This is a genomic window from Chryseobacterium suipulveris (assembly GCF_022811685.1).
GTDB lineage: Bacteria > Bacteroidota > Bacteroidia > Flavobacteriales > Weeksellaceae > Kaistella > Kaistella suipulveris.
The window spans coordinates 282,550-301,930 of the sequence record NZ_CP094532.1 but is presented as its reverse complement, the minus strand read 5'-3'; the positions used below and the strand labels follow the sequence as shown (position 1 = coordinate 301,930).

General features: G+C 39.8%; 18 protein-coding genes. 8 read left to right on the top strand and 10 right to left on the bottom strand.

Features of this window, described 5'->3' with window-relative positions; all coding sequences use genetic code 11:
- Positions 1-6: 6 nt before the first annotated feature.
- From MTP09_RS01525 to mfd, 3 genes are all read right to left on the bottom strand, one after another.
- The gene (locus tag MTP09_RS01525; RefSeq protein ID WP_243549994.1) at positions 7-873 is read right to left on the bottom strand and encodes a hypothetical protein; all 867 of its coding nucleotides are present in this window, start codon (positions 871-873) and stop codon (positions 7-9) included.
- A 54-nt stretch (positions 874-927) separates the two neighbouring features.
- The gene (locus tag MTP09_RS01520) at positions 928-2,070 is read right to left on the bottom strand and encodes an AAA family ATPase (RefSeq protein ID WP_243549992.1); all 1,143 of its coding nucleotides are present in this window, start codon (positions 2,068-2,070) and stop codon (positions 928-930) included.
- 96 nt (positions 2,071-2,166) lie between these two features.
- Positions 2,167-5,550: a transcription-repair coupling factor gene (mfd, locus tag MTP09_RS01515; protein WP_243549990.1), complete on the bottom strand. Its 3,384-nt coding sequence runs from the start codon at positions 5,548-5,550 to the stop codon at positions 2,167-2,169.
- 177 nt (positions 5,551-5,727) lie between these two features.
- Between mfd and MTP09_RS01510 the strand changes: the two genes are divergently transcribed.
- The 3 genes from MTP09_RS01510 to MTP09_RS01500 all read left to right on the top strand — a co-directional run bounded on the left by MTP09_RS01510 (position 5,728) and on the right by MTP09_RS01500 (position 8,037).
- Entirely contained in the window at positions 5,728-6,603 is an 876-nt protein-coding gene (locus tag MTP09_RS01510) for a DNRLRE domain-containing protein (protein WP_243549988.1), read from the top strand.
- Positions 6,603-7,394 carry a class I SAM-dependent methyltransferase gene (locus MTP09_RS01505; protein WP_243549986.1) on the top strand — a complete coding sequence of 264 codons (792 nt, stop codon included), beginning with the start codon at positions 6,603-6,605 and terminating at the stop codon, positions 7,392-7,394. The genes MTP09_RS01510 and MTP09_RS01505 overlap by 1 nt, the downstream gene beginning before the upstream one ends.
- A 379-nt stretch (positions 7,395-7,773) precedes the next feature.
- Complete coding sequence (locus tag MTP09_RS01500) at positions 7,774-8,037, top strand: hypothetical protein (RefSeq protein ID WP_243549984.1); 264 nt, start codon at positions 7,774-7,776, stop codon at positions 8,035-8,037.
- 95 nt (positions 8,038-8,132) lie between these two features.
- Here the strand turns inward: MTP09_RS01500 and MTP09_RS01495 are convergent, their stop codons facing one another.
- Together MTP09_RS01495 and MTP09_RS01490 are read right to left on the bottom strand one after the other, a co-directional pair.
- Complete coding sequence (locus MTP09_RS01495; RefSeq protein ID WP_243549982.1) at positions 8,133-8,819, bottom strand: response regulator transcription factor; 687 nt, start codon at positions 8,817-8,819, stop codon at positions 8,133-8,135.
- Positions 8,820-8,880: 61 nt separating this feature from the next.
- On the bottom strand, positions 8,881-10,431 hold the full coding sequence (locus MTP09_RS01490) for a sensor histidine kinase (RefSeq protein WP_243549980.1): 1,551 nt from the start codon (positions 10,429-10,431) through the stop codon (positions 8,881-8,883).
- A 180-nt stretch (positions 10,432-10,611) separates the two neighbouring features.
- Here MTP09_RS01490 and MTP09_RS01485 point away from each other — a divergent pair, with 180 nt between their 5' ends.
- Positions 10,612-11,097 carry an SRPBCC family protein gene (locus tag MTP09_RS01485; RefSeq protein WP_243549978.1) on the top strand — a complete coding sequence of 162 codons (486 nt, stop codon included), beginning with the start codon at positions 10,612-10,614 and terminating at the stop codon, positions 11,095-11,097.
- Here the strand turns inward: MTP09_RS01485 and MTP09_RS01480 are convergent.
- The 4 genes from MTP09_RS01480 to MTP09_RS01465 all read right to left on the bottom strand — a co-directional run bounded on the left by MTP09_RS01480 (position 11,094) and on the right by MTP09_RS01465 (position 15,060).
- The gene (locus MTP09_RS01480) at positions 11,094-11,435 is read right to left on the bottom strand and encodes a hypothetical protein (RefSeq protein ID WP_396022233.1); all 342 of its coding nucleotides are present in this window, start codon (positions 11,433-11,435) and stop codon (positions 11,094-11,096) included. The genes MTP09_RS01485 and MTP09_RS01480 overlap by 4 nt on opposite strands.
- Positions 11,436-11,502: 67 nt before the next feature.
- On the bottom strand, positions 11,503-13,551 hold the full coding sequence (locus MTP09_RS01475) for a S9 family peptidase (RefSeq protein ID WP_243549973.1): 2,049 nt from the start codon (positions 13,549-13,551) through the stop codon (positions 11,503-11,505).
- Between the two features lie 114 nt (positions 13,552-13,665).
- Positions 13,666-14,406, bottom strand: coding sequence for a uroporphyrinogen-III synthase (locus MTP09_RS01470; protein ID WP_243551694.1), 741 nt, complete (start codon positions 14,404-14,406; stop codon positions 13,666-13,668).
- A gap of 12 nt (positions 14,407-14,418) precedes the next feature.
- Positions 14,419-15,060, bottom strand: a complete 642-nt coding sequence (locus MTP09_RS01465; RefSeq protein ID WP_243549971.1) for a DUF4271 domain-containing protein — start codon at positions 15,058-15,060, stop codon at positions 14,419-14,421.
- Between the two features lie 146 nt (positions 15,061-15,206).
- Here MTP09_RS01465 and MTP09_RS01460 point away from each other — a divergent pair, with 146 nt between their 5' ends.
- The 4 genes from MTP09_RS01460 (at position 15,207) to MTP09_RS01445 (ending at position 18,644) form a co-directional block, all read left to right on the top strand.
- Entirely contained in the window at positions 15,207-15,923 is a 717-nt protein-coding gene (locus MTP09_RS01460; RefSeq protein ID WP_243549969.1) for a polyprenol monophosphomannose synthase, read from the top strand.
- A complete protein-coding gene (locus tag MTP09_RS01455; protein WP_243549967.1) occupies positions 15,920-16,288 on the top strand; it encodes a DUF4296 domain-containing protein in 369 nt (122 codons plus the stop codon). Before MTP09_RS01460 ends, MTP09_RS01455 begins: the two co-directional genes overlap by 4 nt.
- Positions 16,289-16,291: 3 nt before the next feature.
- Positions 16,292-17,428 (top strand): tRNA guanosine(34) transglycosylase Tgt, encoded by a 1,137-nt coding sequence (tgt, locus tag MTP09_RS01450; RefSeq protein WP_243549965.1) that lies wholly within the window; start codon positions 16,292-16,294, stop codon positions 17,426-17,428.
- 118 nt (positions 17,429-17,546) lie between these two features.
- Positions 17,547-18,644, top strand: a complete 1,098-nt coding sequence (locus MTP09_RS01445; RefSeq protein ID WP_243549963.1) for an LptF/LptG family permease — start codon at positions 17,547-17,549, stop codon at positions 18,642-18,644.
- On the opposite strand, the gene MTP09_RS01440 is transcribed toward MTP09_RS01445, so the two are convergent.
- Entirely contained in the window at positions 18,638-19,354 is a 717-nt protein-coding gene (locus tag MTP09_RS01440; protein ID WP_243549961.1) for a biotin--[acetyl-CoA-carboxylase] ligase, read from the bottom strand. The genes MTP09_RS01445 and MTP09_RS01440 overlap by 7 nt on opposite strands.
- Positions 19,355-19,381 lie beyond the last annotated feature (27 nt).

Genomic DNA, 19,381 nt, shown 5'->3' with positions numbered 1-19,381 from the left:
TAATAATTATTGGTATTGAAAAGTAAGTGTGTTGTGATTATCCGAAGCAACCGCTTTTGTTGGGTAACCATCTGCATCATAAGTTAAAGTATAAGTAGCACTTTGAGTATCCGAATTGGCAACTACACTTACCTGCCTGTAATTGTTTGCGGATAAACCTGTTACAGCTACGTTATCAATTCCAAAAATCGAGGTGAAAATATTAAAAACCTCCGGAAGCTGATGGAATGGATTGACATGTGTATCATAATTACCCAAGGTAGTGTTAATCAACATGGGCGGCAACTGACCCAATTTCAGTGTGCTTTTCCAGTTCGAAATATTATTGATATTGTAGTTCAAATCATTCTGAATGGAATACAAATCTTGAGTAACACTTGGATTTGCAGCATCTACAATTACCGCTTTAGAAACGATCTGCGAAACCTTGTTGTTGGTATTATACGTTGCTGTGATGGTATTTTTGATTACATCTCCCGTACTTTCTGTGCCGGCACCTTTCGCCTCCTTAAATCTTTTATTTTCATAAGTAAGGTCAAAGTTGGTGGTCGTGATTCCGGTACTGTCCGTCTGCGTTACTCTGATCTTATTGATCAGATTATCGGTATCGTAGGAAAGATCATAATCTACAGAATGATCGCTGGAAGTTACGCTTTTCAGCTTTCCATCAGCCAAATAATTGTAAGTAAAAACAAGCACGTCGCCGCTTCCGTCAACAGAGGTAAGCATCTTTAATTTTTTACTTACACCGGTTGGGTTTGTGCCGTCGTGCAATCCAAAAAGCAAGTCCCCGTTTTCGGCGCGTCCCGGTTCACAGGAAGCTAAAATTATTGCACCGCAAAAAAGCAAAAAGATGTTGACCAGATTTTTCATTTCTATAATATTTTCACAAAATTAATCTTTTTCTAAAACTTAGAATTCCGAGTTTTATTTCGCATAATTTTCATTGAAATAAATCTTCCTGAACCAAAGTTCGAAAACTGGATCCTGCAAAGTGAGGTTTCCGTCTTCCAGATCGAGGATGTCTTTTTCAATGAGCGTATTTTTGTTTTTCGTCGCAGTGCCCGAAGTTCCCAAATCGTACTGTTTCAACACAGCCGTAGAAGTAATCTGCTGCTCGTTTTTTACCACGGCTTTTAGCAGATTGATCTGTTTCGGACTTAAATTTTCGCAGACATTGGTAAAAAAAGGACTGTTGCTCTGAACCAATTTTCTTTTGGCGTTAAAGAAAATTTCGTCCGTAACTTTGTCCTGTGTCGCCACCCAAACAAAATACGAAAACTGCTGCACATACCAGGAATGACGGTTCATGTCGGCAATGATTTGATCCACAAAACTTCCGTCGATCTGTTTCTTAGTACGCTTGAAACCTGCTTTGATAAAGGTTTTCCATTTCTCGGCGGTGATTTTTTGCAGAAACTTGATGTTGCCGAAACGGTAAAACGGTTTTGACGAGCTGTTGAAAATCTCGTTCATCATATGCCGCTTGCTTCCGTAAAGACAGTAGGTTACACTTTTTTGTTTTTGCCAAACTGCACGCAGTTTCTTCTCGAAGTTTTCAGCATCATGAAAGTTAGTGATATTCTGAAACTCGTCGATCGCGATCACAAACCTCACTCCTTTTTTCTTAGCGATTACTTCGGGCAGATTCAGGATTTCGAGATGGTGTTTCTTTGCTTCCTCCCAATCGAAACTTACACTGAAATCGTTCGAAGGGTCAATTCCCACGCTGAGTTTCGGGATAATATTTTTGAAAAACTCTATTCCGCTTTTCATCCATTCCTCCAAAAGATTAGATGAGGACTTGATGCATTCGCGTGCAAAAATTTCGTAAAACTCGTGTTTGGAATTCACCGAAAACATATCGATAGAAACGATTTTCAGTTCCGTTTCTTTTTTGAGTTCCAACAATGCTTTTTCTACGAGCGACGATTTTCCCCACCTTCTCGGCGAGATAATCGAAGTATTGATTCCGTTAATCAGATTGGTTTTGAGTTCTTCCAAATCTTCTTCGCGGTTGGTAAAGAATTTTCCAGCGGCGGTAATTCCATAACTGAAAGGATTTTCCATCAGAATTTTTTTTCAAAGATAATAAAACTTTCTGATTAGCAACTTGCCACTTAGCAAGTTTCCACTTAGCAAGTTTTAAAAATCATCCTTAAAGAATCAGTTTAAAATCCTTTCCAACACGGTATTTACCTCATCCACATTGGTCACATGCTCCTTCCGCATCATCAGCTGATTCCCTTCTTTGGACTGTTTTTCCTTCAATGTTGCCTCGGTCGGATTCTTCCCTAAATACGAAATGATGTGCCTGAACTTATCGCTTTGGTAAAACTTATCCTGCGGATTGCCAGGAAAATATCCCAGAAAAACTCCGTTCTTTACCACAATTTTCTCGAAGCCGATTTCCGCGCCCATCCATTTCAACTCGACTGATTTCAAAAGATTTTTTGCTTCTTTGGGCAAATTCCCAAAACGATCTTTCAATTCATTTTCGAAAATTTGAAGTTCATTCCTGTCTTGAATTTCCGCCAATTTCTGGTAAAGCGAAAGCCGTTCCTCAATACTCGAAACATAGGAATCGGGCAACATCAGCTCCAAATCGGTATCGATATTGACTTCCTTTGTGGATTTGAAAAGTTTCTTACGGTCTTCTTCGTTTTCGAAAAGATTATCGAACTCCTCATCGTTTTGTAGTTCTTCCAGTGCCTCCTGCATAATTTTCTGGTACGTGTCGAATCCCATCTCGTTGATGAAACCGCTTTGTTCACCGCCGAGCAAATCTCCTGCACCGCGAATTTCCAAATCCTTCATCGCAATCTGGAAACCGCTTCCCAAATCTGAAAATTGTTCGATCGCTTCCAAACGTTTTCTCGCATCAGAAGTCATCATATCGAACGGAGGTGTAATCAAATAGCAGAACGCCTTTCTGTTGCTCCGACCAACTCTTCCGCGCATTTGGTGCAGATCGGCCATTCCAAACTTCTGCGCATCATTGATGAAAATCGTGTTTGCATTGGGAACATCCACTCCACTTTCAACAATCGTGGTAGAAACAAGCACATCATATTTCCCTTCCATAAAATCGAGAACGTTCTGCTCCAGCTGCTTTCCTTCCATTTGTCCGTGTCCCGTGATGACTTTTGCGTCGGGAACCAGCCGCTGAATCATTCCCGCAATATCCTTCAGGTTTTCAATTCTGTTGTTGATGAAATAAACCTGTCCATCACGCTGGATTTCATAGGAAATTGCATCCCTCAGAATTTCTTCACTAAAGCCAATCAACTGCGTATCAACAGGTTGCCTGTTCGGAGGTGGCGTTTTGATCACCGATAAATCTCTTGCCGCCATCAGCGAAAACTGGAGCGTCCTCGGAATCGGAGTCGCCGTTAAAGTCAACGTGTCGATATTTGATTTCAGAGTTTTCAGTTTGTCTTTTACCGATACGCCGAATTTGTGTTCTTCATCAATAATTAAAAGTCCCAAATCCTTGAATTTCACACTGCTTCCAACCAGTTGATGTGTTCCGATGACGATGTCGATCTTGCCGTTTTTCAGCCCTTCCAAAGTTTCGGATTTCTGCTTTGCAGTCCGGAAGCGGTTCATATACGAAATGTTCACCGGGAAATCTTTCAATCTTTCCTTAAAACTTCGGTAATGCTGAAACGCAAGAATCGTCGTGGGAACCAAAACCGCAACCTGTTTTCCGTCGGTTGCCGCCTTGAACGCCGCACGAATCGCGACTTCCGTTTTCCCGAAACCTACGTCGCCACAAATCAGCCGATCCATCACCGTGTCGTTTTCCATATCTTTTTTCACATCCACAGTCGCTTTTTCCTGATCGGGAGTGTCTTCGTAAATGAAACTCGCCTCAAGTTCGTTTTGTAGATAAGAATCTGGAGCGAAGGCAAAACCTTTGGTGGCTTTTCTTTTCGCATAAAGCTTGATCAGGTCAAACGCGATCTGCTTTACCTTGGCTTTCGTCTTTTGTTTTAGAGATTTCCAAGCGGGAGAACCGAGTTTGGAAAGCACGATTTCCTTTCCGTCGGGACCGTTGTATTTCGAGATTTTGTGGAGCGAGTGAATCGAGACATACAACAAATCGCCGTTTTTATAGACGAGCTTGAAGCATTCCTGAATTTTCCCGTTGTTGTTCACTTTCACCAAACCCATAAACTTCCCGATTCCGTGGTCGATGTGCGTGATGTAGTCGCCGACTTTCATCTGCATCAGATCTTTCAGTGTAAGTTGTTCCGATTTTGCAAAAGCGTTTTTGGCCTTAAACCTTTGGTATCGGTCAAAAATCTGATGATCCGTGTACACCGAAATTTTATGTTCCAAATCCACAAAACCTTCGTGAAGTTCGGATTTAAAGGATTTAAAATCCTCTCCCCGTCCCTCTCCAAAGGAGAGGGGGTCAACCTCGTGCAAAATTGAACGCAGACGATCCTCTTGTTTTTCACCCGAAAATGAAATCCAAATTCCAAATCCATTATCTTTTTTTTCTTTAAGGTCTTCAATTAATAGTTCGAAATTCTTATGGAAAGTTGGTTGCGGAGTTTGTTTTAGGAGTACGATCGGCGATTTCTCAAGTTCCTTTGTCTGATGTTGCGAAAAGTCGATCCAGCTAAATTTTTTGATATCATTAATGAAATGCTCTTCAGAAACAAATAGCTCGGCGGGTTTTTGGTGCTTGATTTCCTTGCTTAAAGTTTCAAACTTTCCTTCCGCTTTCTCATAGAAATTTTGAATGATGTTAAAGCCGATTCCCGCATTTTTGGTAATGACGGTAAGGTTTTTCGGCGCGAGTTCAAAAAGTGAAACCTTCGTTCCCGAAACCGAAAAATTCATATTCGAAACTAATTGAAACTCTTTAATTTTCTCTTTTGAAAGCTGGGTTTCAATATCGAAAGTCTTGATACTTTCGACTTCATTGCCGAAAAAAGTAATTCGGTATGGTTCCTCATTGGAATACGAAAAAACATCCACAATCCCTCCTCTCACAGAGAACTCGCCAGGTTCGGAAACGAAATCCGTCAAAGTAAAATTGAAATGGTTGAGCAATTCTTCGGTAAAGTCGAAATCCAAAGAATCGCCAACTTTTATCGTGTGCGAAATCGCTTTGAAATCTTCTTTCTTCATCACTTTTTCAGCGAGTGAAGAAAACGCAGCGACCATCACCTGCGGTTTTTTGTCATTGTGGATATTGTTTAAAACTTCCGTCCGCAAAACGAGGTTTGCGTTTTGGGTTTTCTCGATTTGATAAGGTTCCAAATGACTCGGAGGAAAATACAGCACATTTTCCTTACCCAGCAAATCTTCGAGTTCGGCGATGATGTAGAGCGCATCCTCTTTATCATCGGTAAGAAATAAAACGGAATTCTTCCTCACCACGAAAAGTTCCGCCGCAAAAACCGATGGCGACGATCCCGCAAAACCCTGAACCGAAAGATGTTGAGCTTGATTGATCTGGCTGAAAATTTCCTTACCGAATTCATTCTTAAGAATTTCTGGTAAGAAGTTTTCGTTGATTTTTTTTAACTGCATGAAATAGTGTAAAACGACAAAAGCGGTTTTGGAACATTTCCGAAACCGTGATTAAAGTGGCAAATTTAAGAAAACTGATTGACTATTGAACTCGATTATTTTTTTAATCTTTTTTTGGTAACTGAAATATGTTCCAAAAAAAGACTATCTTTGGATTCAACTTAAAATCGTATTGTCATGAAAAAAACAATTCTTTTCTTATTTGTAGTTATGTTTACAAATTTCTTCAACGCACAAATTTCACGAGCTCCGATTTGTTTAACCTCTGTGGTAATCTCAGGGTCCGCTTCAACAGAGGATACACAAGTTTTAGATTCAAGACCAAATAACAATTTTAATTATTCGGTCAGTAATACTATTTATAGCTGGACGGATGGCTATAACCCCGCAAGTAAATATGTTCTAATTAAATTTAATGTTCCAAACTTGGGGCCAATTTCCTCTGCAAAATTATCCTTATTCTATAATCCAACAGATCCTTATGAAAGCTTCGATACACATTATGGGACGGATAACGGTTTTGTCATCAGTAAGATAACTTCACCTTGGGATGCCAACACTGTCACATGGAATACGAAGCCGACTGTAACTAGTATTGGAGAAATTGAACTACCAGCGCCTACTTCGAACACACAAAATTATACAAACATTGATGTGACTCCGCTATTGTCAGCAAATGGTTTCCAACTTCGAATGAAAAACCCTAATTACTACAGAGGGCTTATTTTTGCTTCCAGCACAAATGTTAATACTAATTTACATCCAAGACTTTCTGTTTGCTACTCAAATTATGGTCCAGAAGATGGTTTAGGAAAAGAAATTATAGAAATAGGCTCATTAATAGATGACAAGTTAAATATAAGGGTAGACGAAAATTTGATAAACACACATGCTTCAATTATTTCCGTAAACAATATCGTTGTGCAAAACTTTGAAATAAAAGCTACCAAGCAAATGATAGACGTTTCGCAACTTCGATCAGGTGCATATTTCTTATACTTAAAGCCATCTAATAGTAATCAAATAATTATCAAGAAAATTATCAAAAGATAATGAACAGTTTTACCTTAATTGCAAAAAAATATACACCAACAAAATTTAGAATTTTTTTAAGAGAGATAAAATGGAAATTGTTATACTATTTCCAAAGCATTCTCAAATTAAGAGTAAAAAAAAGTTTTTATTGCCCAGTTAACGAAAAATATTATAGAACATTTATTCAATATAAAAATTTAACGATATCTCCTGATTTAGGAGCGCGTGAAAGACATCGGTTTATTTGGCATTATATCAAAAATCAAACAAATCTTCTCATAGGTACAAAAAAAATAAAACTCTTGCATATTTCACCAGAATATTGTTTTTATCAAAATTTTAGAAAACATGTACACATTGATTATTATCCTGTAGACAAATTTGAACCAGGATATGATTATTTGAATCTTACAAGAAATTTTGACTTGTTGGATAATCATTTACCAAAGAATGAATATGACTTTATTTTATGTAATCATGTTTTAGAACACATTATTGATGATAAGAAGGCAATCCGAAACCTATTTTCTCTCTTAAAAAATGAAGGAAAGGCAATCGTTTCTGTGCCAATTCTGCATGATCAACTTACATTTGAAGATTATTCAATTACATCTCCAAAATTAAGAAAGCTATACTTTGGACAATGGGATCATGTTAGATATTATGGAATTGACATTGTTGAAAGATTTAAAGAAGTAGGATTTTCGGTTAAGACAATTATTTCGCAAGAATATTTCTCAGAAAATGAGAGACTTACGTTTGGCATTGGTATAAATTCCTACTTATTTGAATTAAGTAAAACTCAATAATCCTTCGTCGGAAATATTCCCAAAACAACTTTATATAGTGATTTTCAATTTAATTTCTGCAAGAAATTATTAATACATAATATAAGGTAGTTTAAAAAAAGATATAAAAGCACATAATGATTTTTTTGACTGCTATCAATAATTCAAAAAAAATAATTGAAAGCTATGCCAATTAATTTTATTTATTCTTTTTCTTTGCTATTTGTTTATAAAGATAACTTTTTGAGTTAAATTATAGAAAATTATCAAATATTTTTAATCTTGTTCCATTAGATAAAGGGTTCAGGAATTTCTGAACCTTTGTTTTATGAGTTGATTGAATGATTTTACATTAAAAAACGTACTGAAATTTTTACAACCAATTAAAAATCATAGAGAAATGAAAAAATTATTGACAGCACTTTCCCTCGTAATCGGACTTGGATTGGCAAGCGCACAACAAGCTCCAGCTGCAGCGAAACAAGCAGCTCCCGTAAAAGCAGCGAAAGTTGAAGTGAAAAAAGAAACGAAAGCTGCACCTGCAACAGTTGCAAAACCAGGCGTTGTACTGAAAAAAGACGGAACGCCCGACAAAAGATACAAAGCAAACCAACATCTGAAAAAAGACGGAAGTCCTGATAAAAGGTTTAAGGAAAACAAGTAATTTGTTTCATAATTTAATTTGGTTAAATAACACACTTGATGATGAAAAATTCCCCGCCAAAAGCGGGGAATTTCTGTATGTAACCAGTCCTGAAATTAATTCTTCACCAGCAAGCGGAATCCTTCTCCGTGCACGTTGATGATTTCCAGTCCATCGTCGTCTTTCAGTAATTTTCTGAGTTTCGCGATGTACACATCCATACTTCTTGCGGTGAAGTAGTTTTCCTTTTTCCAGATTTTTCTCAATGCCAAATCTCTCGGCATAAAATCGTTTCTGTGCAGGCAAAGCAACTTTAAAAGCTCGTTTTCTTTCGGTGAAAGCTTGTACTCGTTGTCGCCTACTTTCAGATGGCGAAGCATCGAGTCGAAAAAGATATTGCTGATCTTGAACTGCTCCTGCTCCTCGTCTTCCATCACAGCGCTTCTCTGGAGGATTGCCTTGATTTTGTAAAGCAAAAGCTCCGTATCGAAAGGTTTTGTGATATAGTCATCCGCTCCGATCTGGTAACCTTTCAGGATATCTTCACGCATATTTCTTGCAGTGAGGAAAATGATTGGGGTATTCTTATCAATTCTCTTGACGTCTTCGGCAAGAGTAAAGCCGTCTTTTTTCGGCATCATCACATCGAAAATACAAATGTCGAATTCGTTTTCGGTGAATTCTTTCAAACCCTGTTCGCCGTCTGTAGCGAGGGTTACCTCAAAGTTGTTGATGGTGAGGTAATCTTTCAGTACCGCGCCAAAACTTTGGTCATCTTCTACTAATAGGATTCTGTTGCTCATATCTTTTTGTTTTTGTTTAAAGTTTGATGTATAAAGTTTGATGTTTCGGGTTTCATATTATTTACGTCATCGGTAGTTTAATTGTAAACGTACTTCCTTTTCCTTTTGCCGAGTCCACGATGATTTGACCTTTATGGAGCTCGATGATTTTCTTTACGTAAGACAAACCGAGTCCCTGTCCTTTTACATTGTGGATGTTTCCGGTTTCCTCGCGGAAAAACTTTTCGAAGATTTTGCTTTTGTTCTGAGTATCCATTCCCATTCCCTTATCGGCGATTTCGATCACGTACCAATTTCCTTCGTTTCGTGTGCTCACTTTGATCTCGGGTTTGTCGGGAGAATATTTGTTGGCATTGTCTAAAAGATTCACTAACGCATTCGAGATGTGGAACTCGTCGATTTTGAAATTATATTTCTGGGTATTAAATTCCTGGGTTAAAGTCCCGTTTCTCTGCGCCACAATCAGTCCGAAAGATTCGGTGATTTCCTTGATTAGCGAGCGCACGTCGGTTTCTTTCAGGAACAGTTTCACCTCGTTTCGTTCCAGTTTCGACATGTTCAGTACGTTCTCCACCTGCTTCTTCATCCGCAGGTTTTCCTGTTTGATGAGTTGCGAGTAGTATTTTACCTTTTCGGGGTTGGTTGCGATTTTGTCGTTGTTCAGGGAATCCGTTGCGACCGAGATCGTTGCGAGCGGCGTCTTGAATTCGTGCGACATATTGTTGATAAAGTCGGTCTTGATCTCCGCGATTTTTTTCTGCCGCATCATATAGTTGATGGAAATAATGTAGATTCCCAAAATCGTGAGCAGCGACATAAAGGTTCCCAAAAGCATCGGCAAATTGTTTTTCGCGAGCGAATAGTCTTTTCTCGGGAAAACCAGCGCCAAAGTATAAAGCGTTCTGTCTTTGCTGTCCGTAAATAGCGGATAAGTGTAGTTGCTTTTTTCTTTCTGCTCGTTGAAGGTTGCGTTAGAAACTTTGGTGATCTCGTTCTTATTGTTCATCACCGCGAAACCGAATTTGGTATCAAGTCCATTAAGCCGCAACTCCTGCGAAACCACCGAATCGATCGTATTTCCATCCACCCTTTTTTCAATCGGGAGACTCGACGCGCTGAGTTTTGCAAATTCACGCAAAGCGTAGGTGTTGTTAGAAATATCTTTGCTAAGCTGCGCAGTCAAAGGTTCTGCGCTGTTTTCTTTCTTGATTTTCAGGATTCCTTCGTCGGTGTACAATTTGGTCAATTTCAAGCTGTCACCTTTTCTGGAAATCGGGATGTTTTGGTTTTCGACAATACTTTTTTGGAAAGTAATAGTCGTTTTATTGGCAGAATCGGTATTTTGCTGAATGTAAGTTTGAGTTGGCTGATTGCTATTGTTTACAATCGTTTTCCCAAAATTCTTGTGATCTTGATTAAGATATTTATCGACCTCCAATTGTGAAATTTTCAGGGTAGACGACTCCATCGCGGAATACACCCTGTTCGAAAAGTCCTGGTTCAGCGCAGAATACAGTTCCTTGATCCAGTACAGCTGCAAGGTTACGAAGACGATCATCGAAATGGTCATCAATACCGATATAAATGGGATAAACTTGTTGTTAACCGTCATTTTAAGTTTTAATTGTTAAAATTAGGCATTTTAAGAATATAAACATAATTAATGCCAAAATATTTTATTAAATTATTCTTAAAAACGATTTATTTAACAATTTATTACGAACAATAAAATCTTTGTTAATGGCTGATTCTGAAAAAATTATCGTTAAATTTGAGGGAAAATACCGTCAAAATGAATTCACCGATTACTTTCACCACCGATGAGCAGCAACTATCCTGTTATGTAATGAAGATTTTCGACAGCGATGTAGATTCTGTCTGGAAGCATTTTACCAATGCCGAACTTCTCGATCTTTGGTGGGCTCCAAAACCATGGAAATGCGAAACAAAAAAATTCGATTTTAGAGATGGGGGAATCTGGAACTTCGTGATGAAAAGTCCCGAAAACGAAAAATTTTTCTCCGGAGTGAATTACCACGAAATCAATCACCACCGCAGTATTTCGATGGCAGATTTCGCGACTGATGAAAACGGCAACGTGCAACCCAATGTTCCGACCGTGAACTGGCTGATTGGTTTTACGGGAATCGAGCAGGGAACGAAGCTCACGCTGAATCTTTATTTCAACTCCATTGAAGATTTGAAACAGATTTTGGAAATGGGTTTCGAAGACGGATTAAAAATGCAGCTGAACCAGCTGGAAGAGGTTTTACGCTAAAACAGCTCCTCGTCGATAAAATATTGGATAATCGCTTTCTTCATCAGGATCTGCTGTTCGTTGGGTTTCAGTTCGGGAAGTTCTTCCACGACCTCAAAATGCGGATAACCATCATCGTCATAATGCGAAAATTTGTAGTACCCGAAAGGTTCGAGCAATCTGCAAACTGCGATGTGCAGGATGTTTAACTTATCGTCTTTCGTATATTTCTGTTTTCCGCTACCTAATTCCTGTACGCCGATCAGGAACAGGATGGTGTCAATTTGCGGATGTTTTTCGGTGTCGAAGTTTTCAACAAAAAATTCCTCGACTTTAGACCATAGTTCGTTTTCTGTCATTATCATTGATTGCCACGAATGCACAAATATTTTATCAATCCAATAATTCGTGAATTCATGGCAGTTTTTAATTATTTCTATTTTCCACTTTCAACAAAAACGCATATTCCAACGCATCCTCCTTCAGCGATTCAAATCTACCCGAAGCTCCGCCGTGACCCGAACTCATATCGGTCTTGAAAAGCAGCAGGTTGGAATCAGTTTTCAGTTCTCGAAGTTTAGCCGTCCATTTTGCGGGTTCCCAATACTGCACTTGTGAATCGTGTAAGCCAGTAGTAATCAAAATATTGGGATAATTCTTCGCTTCCACATTATCGTAGGGAGAATACGATTTCATATAATCGTAGTACTTCTGCTTCTTCGGATTTCCCCACTCGTCGAATTCGCCCGTCGTCAATGGAATTTCTTCATCAAGCATCGTCGTCACCACATCCACAAACGGAACCTGTGCAACAATCCCATTGAAAAGCTCAGGTTCATAATTGATCACCGCGCCCATCAGCAATCCACCCGCAGAACCGCCCATCGCATAAAGATGTTTTGCGGAAGTATAGTTTTCTTTTACCAAAAATTTCGCCGCGTCGATGAAATCGAAAAAGGTATTTTTCTTGTGAAGCATTTTCCCGTTTTCGTACCATTCCCTACCCAAATATTCTCCACCTCGGATATGCGCGATCGCATAGATGAAACCGCGGTCGAGAATTGAAAGCCGAACATTAGAAAAGCTCGCATCCACGGTGTGTCCGTAACTTCCGTACCCGTAAAGAAGAAGTGGTGTTTCCGCTGATTTCGCTGTGTTTTTGTGATACACCAATGAAATCGGGACCAACGTTTTTCCGTCTCGTGAAGGCGCCCAAATCCTTTCGGAAATATAATTTTCCACGAAAAACTTACCGCCCGAAACTTCCTGCTGTTTCAGGATGACGGTTGTCTTTTCCTTCATATCATATTCCATCGTGGAATTTGGCTTGGTCAATGAAGTGTAACCGTAACGAAGTTTATCGGTGTCAAATTCAAGGTTTAACCCGATGTATGCGGTATAAGTCGGATCCGAAAACGGCAGATAATGATAGGTATCCGTTTGATTGTCAATGATTTTTATTTGAAGAAGACCTTCTTTTCTTTCCTCCAGAACAAGGTAATTCTTGAAAATCTCGAAACCTTCCACAAGCACATCTTTTCGGTGCGGAATGACATCAATCCAGTTCTCCATTCCGGGATTTGCAACTTTGGTTTTTACAATCTTGAAGTTGGTGGCTTTATCGGCATTGGTAATGATAAAGAACTCATCCTCAAAATGTTCCACAGAATATTCCAGATCTTTTGTTCGTGGCTGAACGATCTTCCATTCTGCCAAAACATTGTCTGAAGGGATAAAACGCTGCTCATCGGAAACCGTGCTCGAACTTGAAATGAAAATATATTCCAGCGATTTCGACTTGAAAACGTTTACGTCAAAAGTATCGTCCTCCTCGTGGTAAACCAAAACATCCTGCGAAGAATCCGTCCCCAACTGATGCATAAAAACCTGAAATGCTCTAAGATTTTTATCTTTTCTGATGTAGAAAATATGTTCGTTATCATTTGCCCAAACTGCTTTCCCCGTCGTATTGGCGATCTGGTCCTGAAGAATTTCACCCGTTTCCATGTTTTTGAATTGGATGGTGTAGATTCGTCTCCCGAAATTGTCGGTGGAGAAGCTCATCAGTTTGTTATTCGGCGAAACCGCCACGCTTCCTACTTCGAAGAACTTTTGTCCTTCCGCCAAAATATTGACATCGACCAGGATTTCTTCCTCATTTTCCAGTGATTCAAACTTTCTGCTGAAAATCGGGTATTCCTTCCCTTTTTCAAACCTCACGAGGTACCAGTATTTGTTAAAAAAATACGGCAGCGACTGATCATCTTCCTTATACCTCGCCTTCATCTCGTCGAAAAGCTGCTGCTGGAAATCTTCTGTATCCTGCATCACGAAGTCGCAGTACGCATTTTCTTCTTCCAGATATTTGATGACTTCGGGATTTTCTCTTTCGTTGAGCCAAAAGTAGTTGTCGGTTCTTGTGTCCCCGTGAATTTCGAGGAGTTTGGGTATTTTCTTTGCTTTTGGCGGATTCATTGCGGTGTTCGGAGTTGCTTTAAAATTAAAAGTGCGTAAAGTTAACATTTAATTAAAACAAAAAACCGTTTTCCTTTTGCGAAAAACGGTTTTCAGAATATTTTTTTCAGTAAACTATTTGTTCATGTTTCGGATGTACTTTTCAATCGCCATCGTCATACTCGGTGTTTCCTTGCTTGGAGCCATCACGTCAACTCTTAAGCCGGCATCTTTCGCCGCCTGTTCCGTAGTTGCCCCGAAAACCGCAATTTTGGTATCATCCTGTTTGAAATCCACAAAATTCTGACCCAAAGAACGGATTCCTTGCGGGCTGAAGAAAACCAGCATGTCGTAATCCTTCACTTTCGTATCGCTCAAATCGCTGCAAACGGTTCTGTACATGGTCGCTCTCGTCCATTCGATTGGTGACGCCTCCAAAACTTTCACGATATCCGGACTTAAAATATCCGACGCCGGAAGCAGGTATTTCTCATTTGGGAACTTTTTGAAAAGCGGCATCAGATCAGCAAAAGTTTTCTCGCCAAAAGCAATTTTTCTTTTTCTGTAAATAATGTGCTTCTGCAGGTAGTTCGCAATCGCTTCCGACTGACACAGGTACCTCATCGAATCCGGAACCGCAAAACGCATTTCCTCCGCAAGTCGGAAATAGTGGTCCACCGCGTTTTTGCTTGTGAAAATCACACCGGTAAACTGCGAGAGATCAATTTTCTGGGTTCTAAGCTCCTTTGCATCTACACCTTCAACGTGGATAAAAGGTTTAAAATCGATTTTGATCTTTTCTTTTTTGGCCATCTCCAGATAAGGTGAAGATTCGTTTGGCGCGGGTTGCGAAACCAGTATAGATTTAATTCTCATCATCAATTCTTATTAAAAAAACAATACCTTCCACAATACCAAAACCGGTATAATTTGGAGGGTGCAAATATACAAAATTTTATAATACCATTTCCCGGGTAAAATGTTGTTTTTGTGGAAGAAATAATAAAACTGCTTAAACACGAACATCTGCACCACAGCGCCGAAAAAATAATCCGCCAGCTTGATTTTTTCGATGCCGTAGAAATAATTCACCACACAGAAAAGCATCAGCACAATAGAAATTACAAAATAAAACTTGGAGACCGTGAAGCTGAAAACCTCCCATTTTTTGATGAAGCCAGTTCCGGCAAAAAACAGATAGGTCAAGATATTTTTTAAAAAATAAAACGCACAAACTGTAACCATGGTGAAGCCAAACTTGTTCAGCTCGAAACCAAAAAGCTGTAGGTCGCTCACTTTTTTGGGAACAATCGGAATGTATTGCGAAACAACGGTCGAAAACACCGTGCAAAAAACAAAACTGATAATCAGCCAACTCAGGAAATTATTGGTCGCCTCGGGAAATTTCTGCATCAGGAATTCCTTCACGGAAGATTCGCGCTGCAACGACAGAAGCATGAAGATGTAAAGGAAAATACAGCCGACCAGAATAAAAACCACCCAGTCATTTTGCTCTGCAATACGTACCAATTTCTAATTTTTTGCAAAAGTAGTAATAATGCCCGAATTCCTTTTCTGTCTCGAAGCATAAAATTTGGAATTAAAGTTGTTGAAAACAATTACCTCCGAAAAAAATTAAAACGATAAAAGTTTATCTTTGCAAATTAAATTGAGCGATGAAGAAACTCGTCATTATTCCCACCTATAACGAAAAGGAAAATATTGAAAATATTATTTCCGCGGTTTTCGGTTTGCACGAGGGTTTCCACGTATTGGTGGTCGACGATTCTTCACCGGACGGAACAGGCGAAATCGTTCAGAGAATGCAGCAACAGTTTCCCAGCGAACTTTTCCTGACCGTGAGAAAAGTGAAGGACGGTTTGGGAAAAGCTTATATCCACGGTTTCAAATGGGCTCTTGAAAACGGCTACGATTACATTTTCGAAATGGATGCCGATTTTTCGCACAATCCAAGTGACCTTATCAAACTTTATGAGGCGTGTAAAAATGCTGACATGAGCATCGGTTCAAGATATTCTAAAGGGGTCAACGTTGTAAATTGGCCGATGGGAAGAGTTTTGCTTTCCTACGGCGCATCGATTTATGTGAGAACTGTTTTGGGAATGCCGATCCACGACACGACTGCAGGATTCGTTTGCTTCTCGAGAAAAGTTTTGGAAGAAATCGGTTTAGATGAAGTAAAATTAAAAGGGTACGGATTCCAGATTGAAATGAAATTCCGCGCCTTCAAGAAAGGATTCAAAATTGTGGAGGTTCCGATTATCTTTACGAACAGAGAACTGGGCGAAAGCAAAATGAACGGTGGAATTATTCACGAAGCAGTTTTCGGAGTACTCAATCTAAAATGGAAATCGCTCATCGGAAAGTTATGAGGAAACTTGCGCTGATTCTTTTTTCATTGTTAATGGTGAGCTGCTCCCAACTGATCGACGAACCGAAAAACCTGGTTCCCAAAAACACGATGTCGGAACTGATCGCAGAATTTGCCATGAACGACCAGGTCACCACAGTAATTTCTACAGCGAATATTGAAGACGCAACAAGAATTACCTTAAAACAGAAAAACATCAAAGCCACCGATTTTGTGGAAAGCTACAAGTATTACCTTGCGACCGGCGATCTGGAAAAAATCCTAAACAATGCACAGGAAATTGTTCTGGAAAAAGATCCCGCCGCAAAAAAATATATCGAGAAAAAATTAAAGGAAACCGAAGGCAGACCAGCTTTCGCAAGATAATTTATGACGAAGCCATTTTTCGAAATCAACCAAACTACCGCTGGAAAAGCAAGAGCGGGAACCATCACCACCGATCACGGCGAAATCCAGACGCCGATTTTTATGCCGGTCGGAACTGTGGCCTCTGTAAAAACAGTTCACCAACGGGAATTGAAAGAGGACATCAAAGCACAGATTATTCTTGGGAACACCTATCACCTTTACCTTCGTCCGAAAATGGACATCATGCAGGAAGCAGGTGGACTCCATAAGTTCATGAACTGGGATTTGCCAATCCTCACCGATTCAGGTGGTTATCAGGTTTTTTCGCTTTCAGCAAGCAGAAAGATGAGCGAAGAAGGCGTGAAATTCAAATCACATATCGACGGAAGTTTCCACTTCATCTCTCCCGAAAAATCGATGGAGATCCAAAGACAAATCGGCGGAGATATTTTTATGGCGTTCGACGAATGTACTCCGTATCCCTGCGAATACAATCTTGCCAAAACCTCGATGGAAATGACGCACCGTTGGTTGCAAAGATGCATCGATTGGTGCAATGAAAACCCCGAAATCTACGGACACAAACAGCGACTTTTCCCAATCGTTCAGGGTTCTACCTATTCAGATTTACGGAAAATTTCAGCTGAATTTATTTCCGAGCAAAACGCAGAAGGAAACGCAATTGGCGGACTTTCTGTAGGCGAACCAGAAGAAGAAATGTACCGAATCACCGATGAAGTGACGGATGTTTTGCCAAAAGAAAAACCACGCTATTTGATGGGAGTCGGAACTCCGTGGAATATTTTGGAATCCATTGGTTTGGGAATCGACATGATGGATTGCGTGATGCCGACAAGAAATGCGAGAAACGCAATGCTCTTCACCTGGAACGGCGTGATGAATATGAAGAACGAAAAGTGGAAAAACGATTTTTCCCCGCTTGACGAGTTCGGTACGAGTTATGTGGATTCGGAATATTCGAAAGCTTATGTGCGTCACCTCTTTGTTTCTAAGGAATATTTGGCAAAACAGATTGCATCAATCCATAACCTTGCGTTTTACCTTGATTTGGTAAAAGTTGCGAGAGAACACATTATAGCAGGCGATTTCTACGAATGGAAAAATTCGGTGGTAGCTGTTTTGAAACAAAGATTGTAAAAAGGAAAAAGACAAAAGGAAAAAGACAAAAGAGAAAAGAGAAAAGACGGTTTGATGTGTTAATCACTTATCACCAATCGCTCATCACTCATCACTTATCACTCATCACCCATAATTTATGTTCACCATCATCGACCGATATATCATCAAAAAATACCTAGGAACTTTCGGGTTCATGCTGGGTTTGCTGACGATTATTGTTTTGGTGATCGACGTTCAGGCGAAAGCGCCGAGAATTGAAGCCAACGGATTCACAGTCAACGAGTTCCTGGTCGATTTCTATCCGTACTGGATTCTGAACCTCATCATCACTTTTATGTCGATTTTGGTTTTTATTTCGGTGATTTTCTTCACTTCCAGAATTGCAAACAACACCGAGATTGTGGCGATTATCAGTTCTGGAGCAAGTTTTCATCGTTTTGCGCGGCCTTATTTATTGACTTCGGGATTTATTGCGATTGTCGCGCTTCTTTTGAACCACTTTGTTTTGCCTTTGGCAAATGTGAAAAAGAACGCGCTCGAACCTTATACGTACAATGCGGTGAGTCGCGACGAACTCACTGGAACCGCCGAAGTTGCAACACAACTTTCCAAAACGGAATACATCTTCATCAAATATTACAACAAAAAAGAAAAGCGCGGATCAGGGTTTTTCTACCAGAAATTTGATAAAAACCATCGGTTGATTTACCAGCTCAACGCGAGCGATTTCTTTTGGGATAAAGAGAAAAGTCATTTCGTACTGACCAACTATCTGGAAAAAACCATCAATAAAGACGATACCGAAAAATTAGGAAACGGCAACGAAATGAAGAAAAGTTTCGGCCATCCTCCGGAAGAACTTTTCCCCGACGTGCTTCTCGGTCAGAATAAAACCACGCCGGAACTCGTGAAATTCATCGAACGCGAAAAAGACAAAGGAAACGCAAACCTGAACACTTACCTAAATGAATTGTATCAAAGGACTTCGATGCCGGTTTCAGTCATCATTCTCACCGTTTTGGGACTCTCGCTTTCGTCGCAGAAAAAACGGGGCGGACTCGGTTTGAACCTTGCGCTGGGAATTGCTTTGGCGTTCGTTTTCGTATTTTCATTTGAGGCGCTGAAAGTAGTTTCTTCCAACAATACTTTGACGCCGCTCCTCGCAATGTGGTTACCAAACATCGTTTTCGGACCGATCGCGGTTTACCTTTATTTCAAAAGAGCCAATCAGTAAAGCATCTCAATTTCTTTGTGGAAAAACTTCTGCAGTCCACCGTTTTCGAGTTCCACCCAAAGAAAACCGTCTTCGTCCACATCTCGGATTATGCCATTTTGTCTGATTCCCTCCACTTCAAAAACCGAAACCACATTCTTTCTAAAAAGATGATCGTTGACCTGTTCCAAAATTTCCGTATCAGTTTTTTCCTTCGTCAAATGATCCACTAAATATTGATGAAGTTGGTCGGCGAATTCCACGAGATCAAAGTGAACTCCCGTTTGCGTCAATAGTGAACCCGCTTTAGGGAGGTTTTCGAAATCCTGCTGCAAAACGTTCACGCCGATTCCGATAATGAAATAAGGTTTCCCGTCAATATTTTTCTTTTCGATCAGGATTCCAGAGATCTTTTTATTCCCGACGATCAAATCATTCGGCCACTTGATTTCAACAGAAACTTTTGTCAGATTGGCAAGGTAATCCCTCAAAACGGTGGCGGTACGGAAATTGAATAAATTTTCGCGCACCTTGATTTTTTCGGCGGGAATGGCGAGAGAATACGCAAGATTCATGTTTTTCGGCGAAATCCAGGAGTTTCCGTACTGACCTTTTCCCTTGGTTTGGTTAAAAGTATAGACCGCGAGAATTTCTGCTTTTTCATAAAGTAAATACGCATCAATTTCATCGTTGGTAGAAGAACATTCTTTGAGGTAGAAAACGGGCGTCATTTATGAAACTTTATGATTTTGAAACCG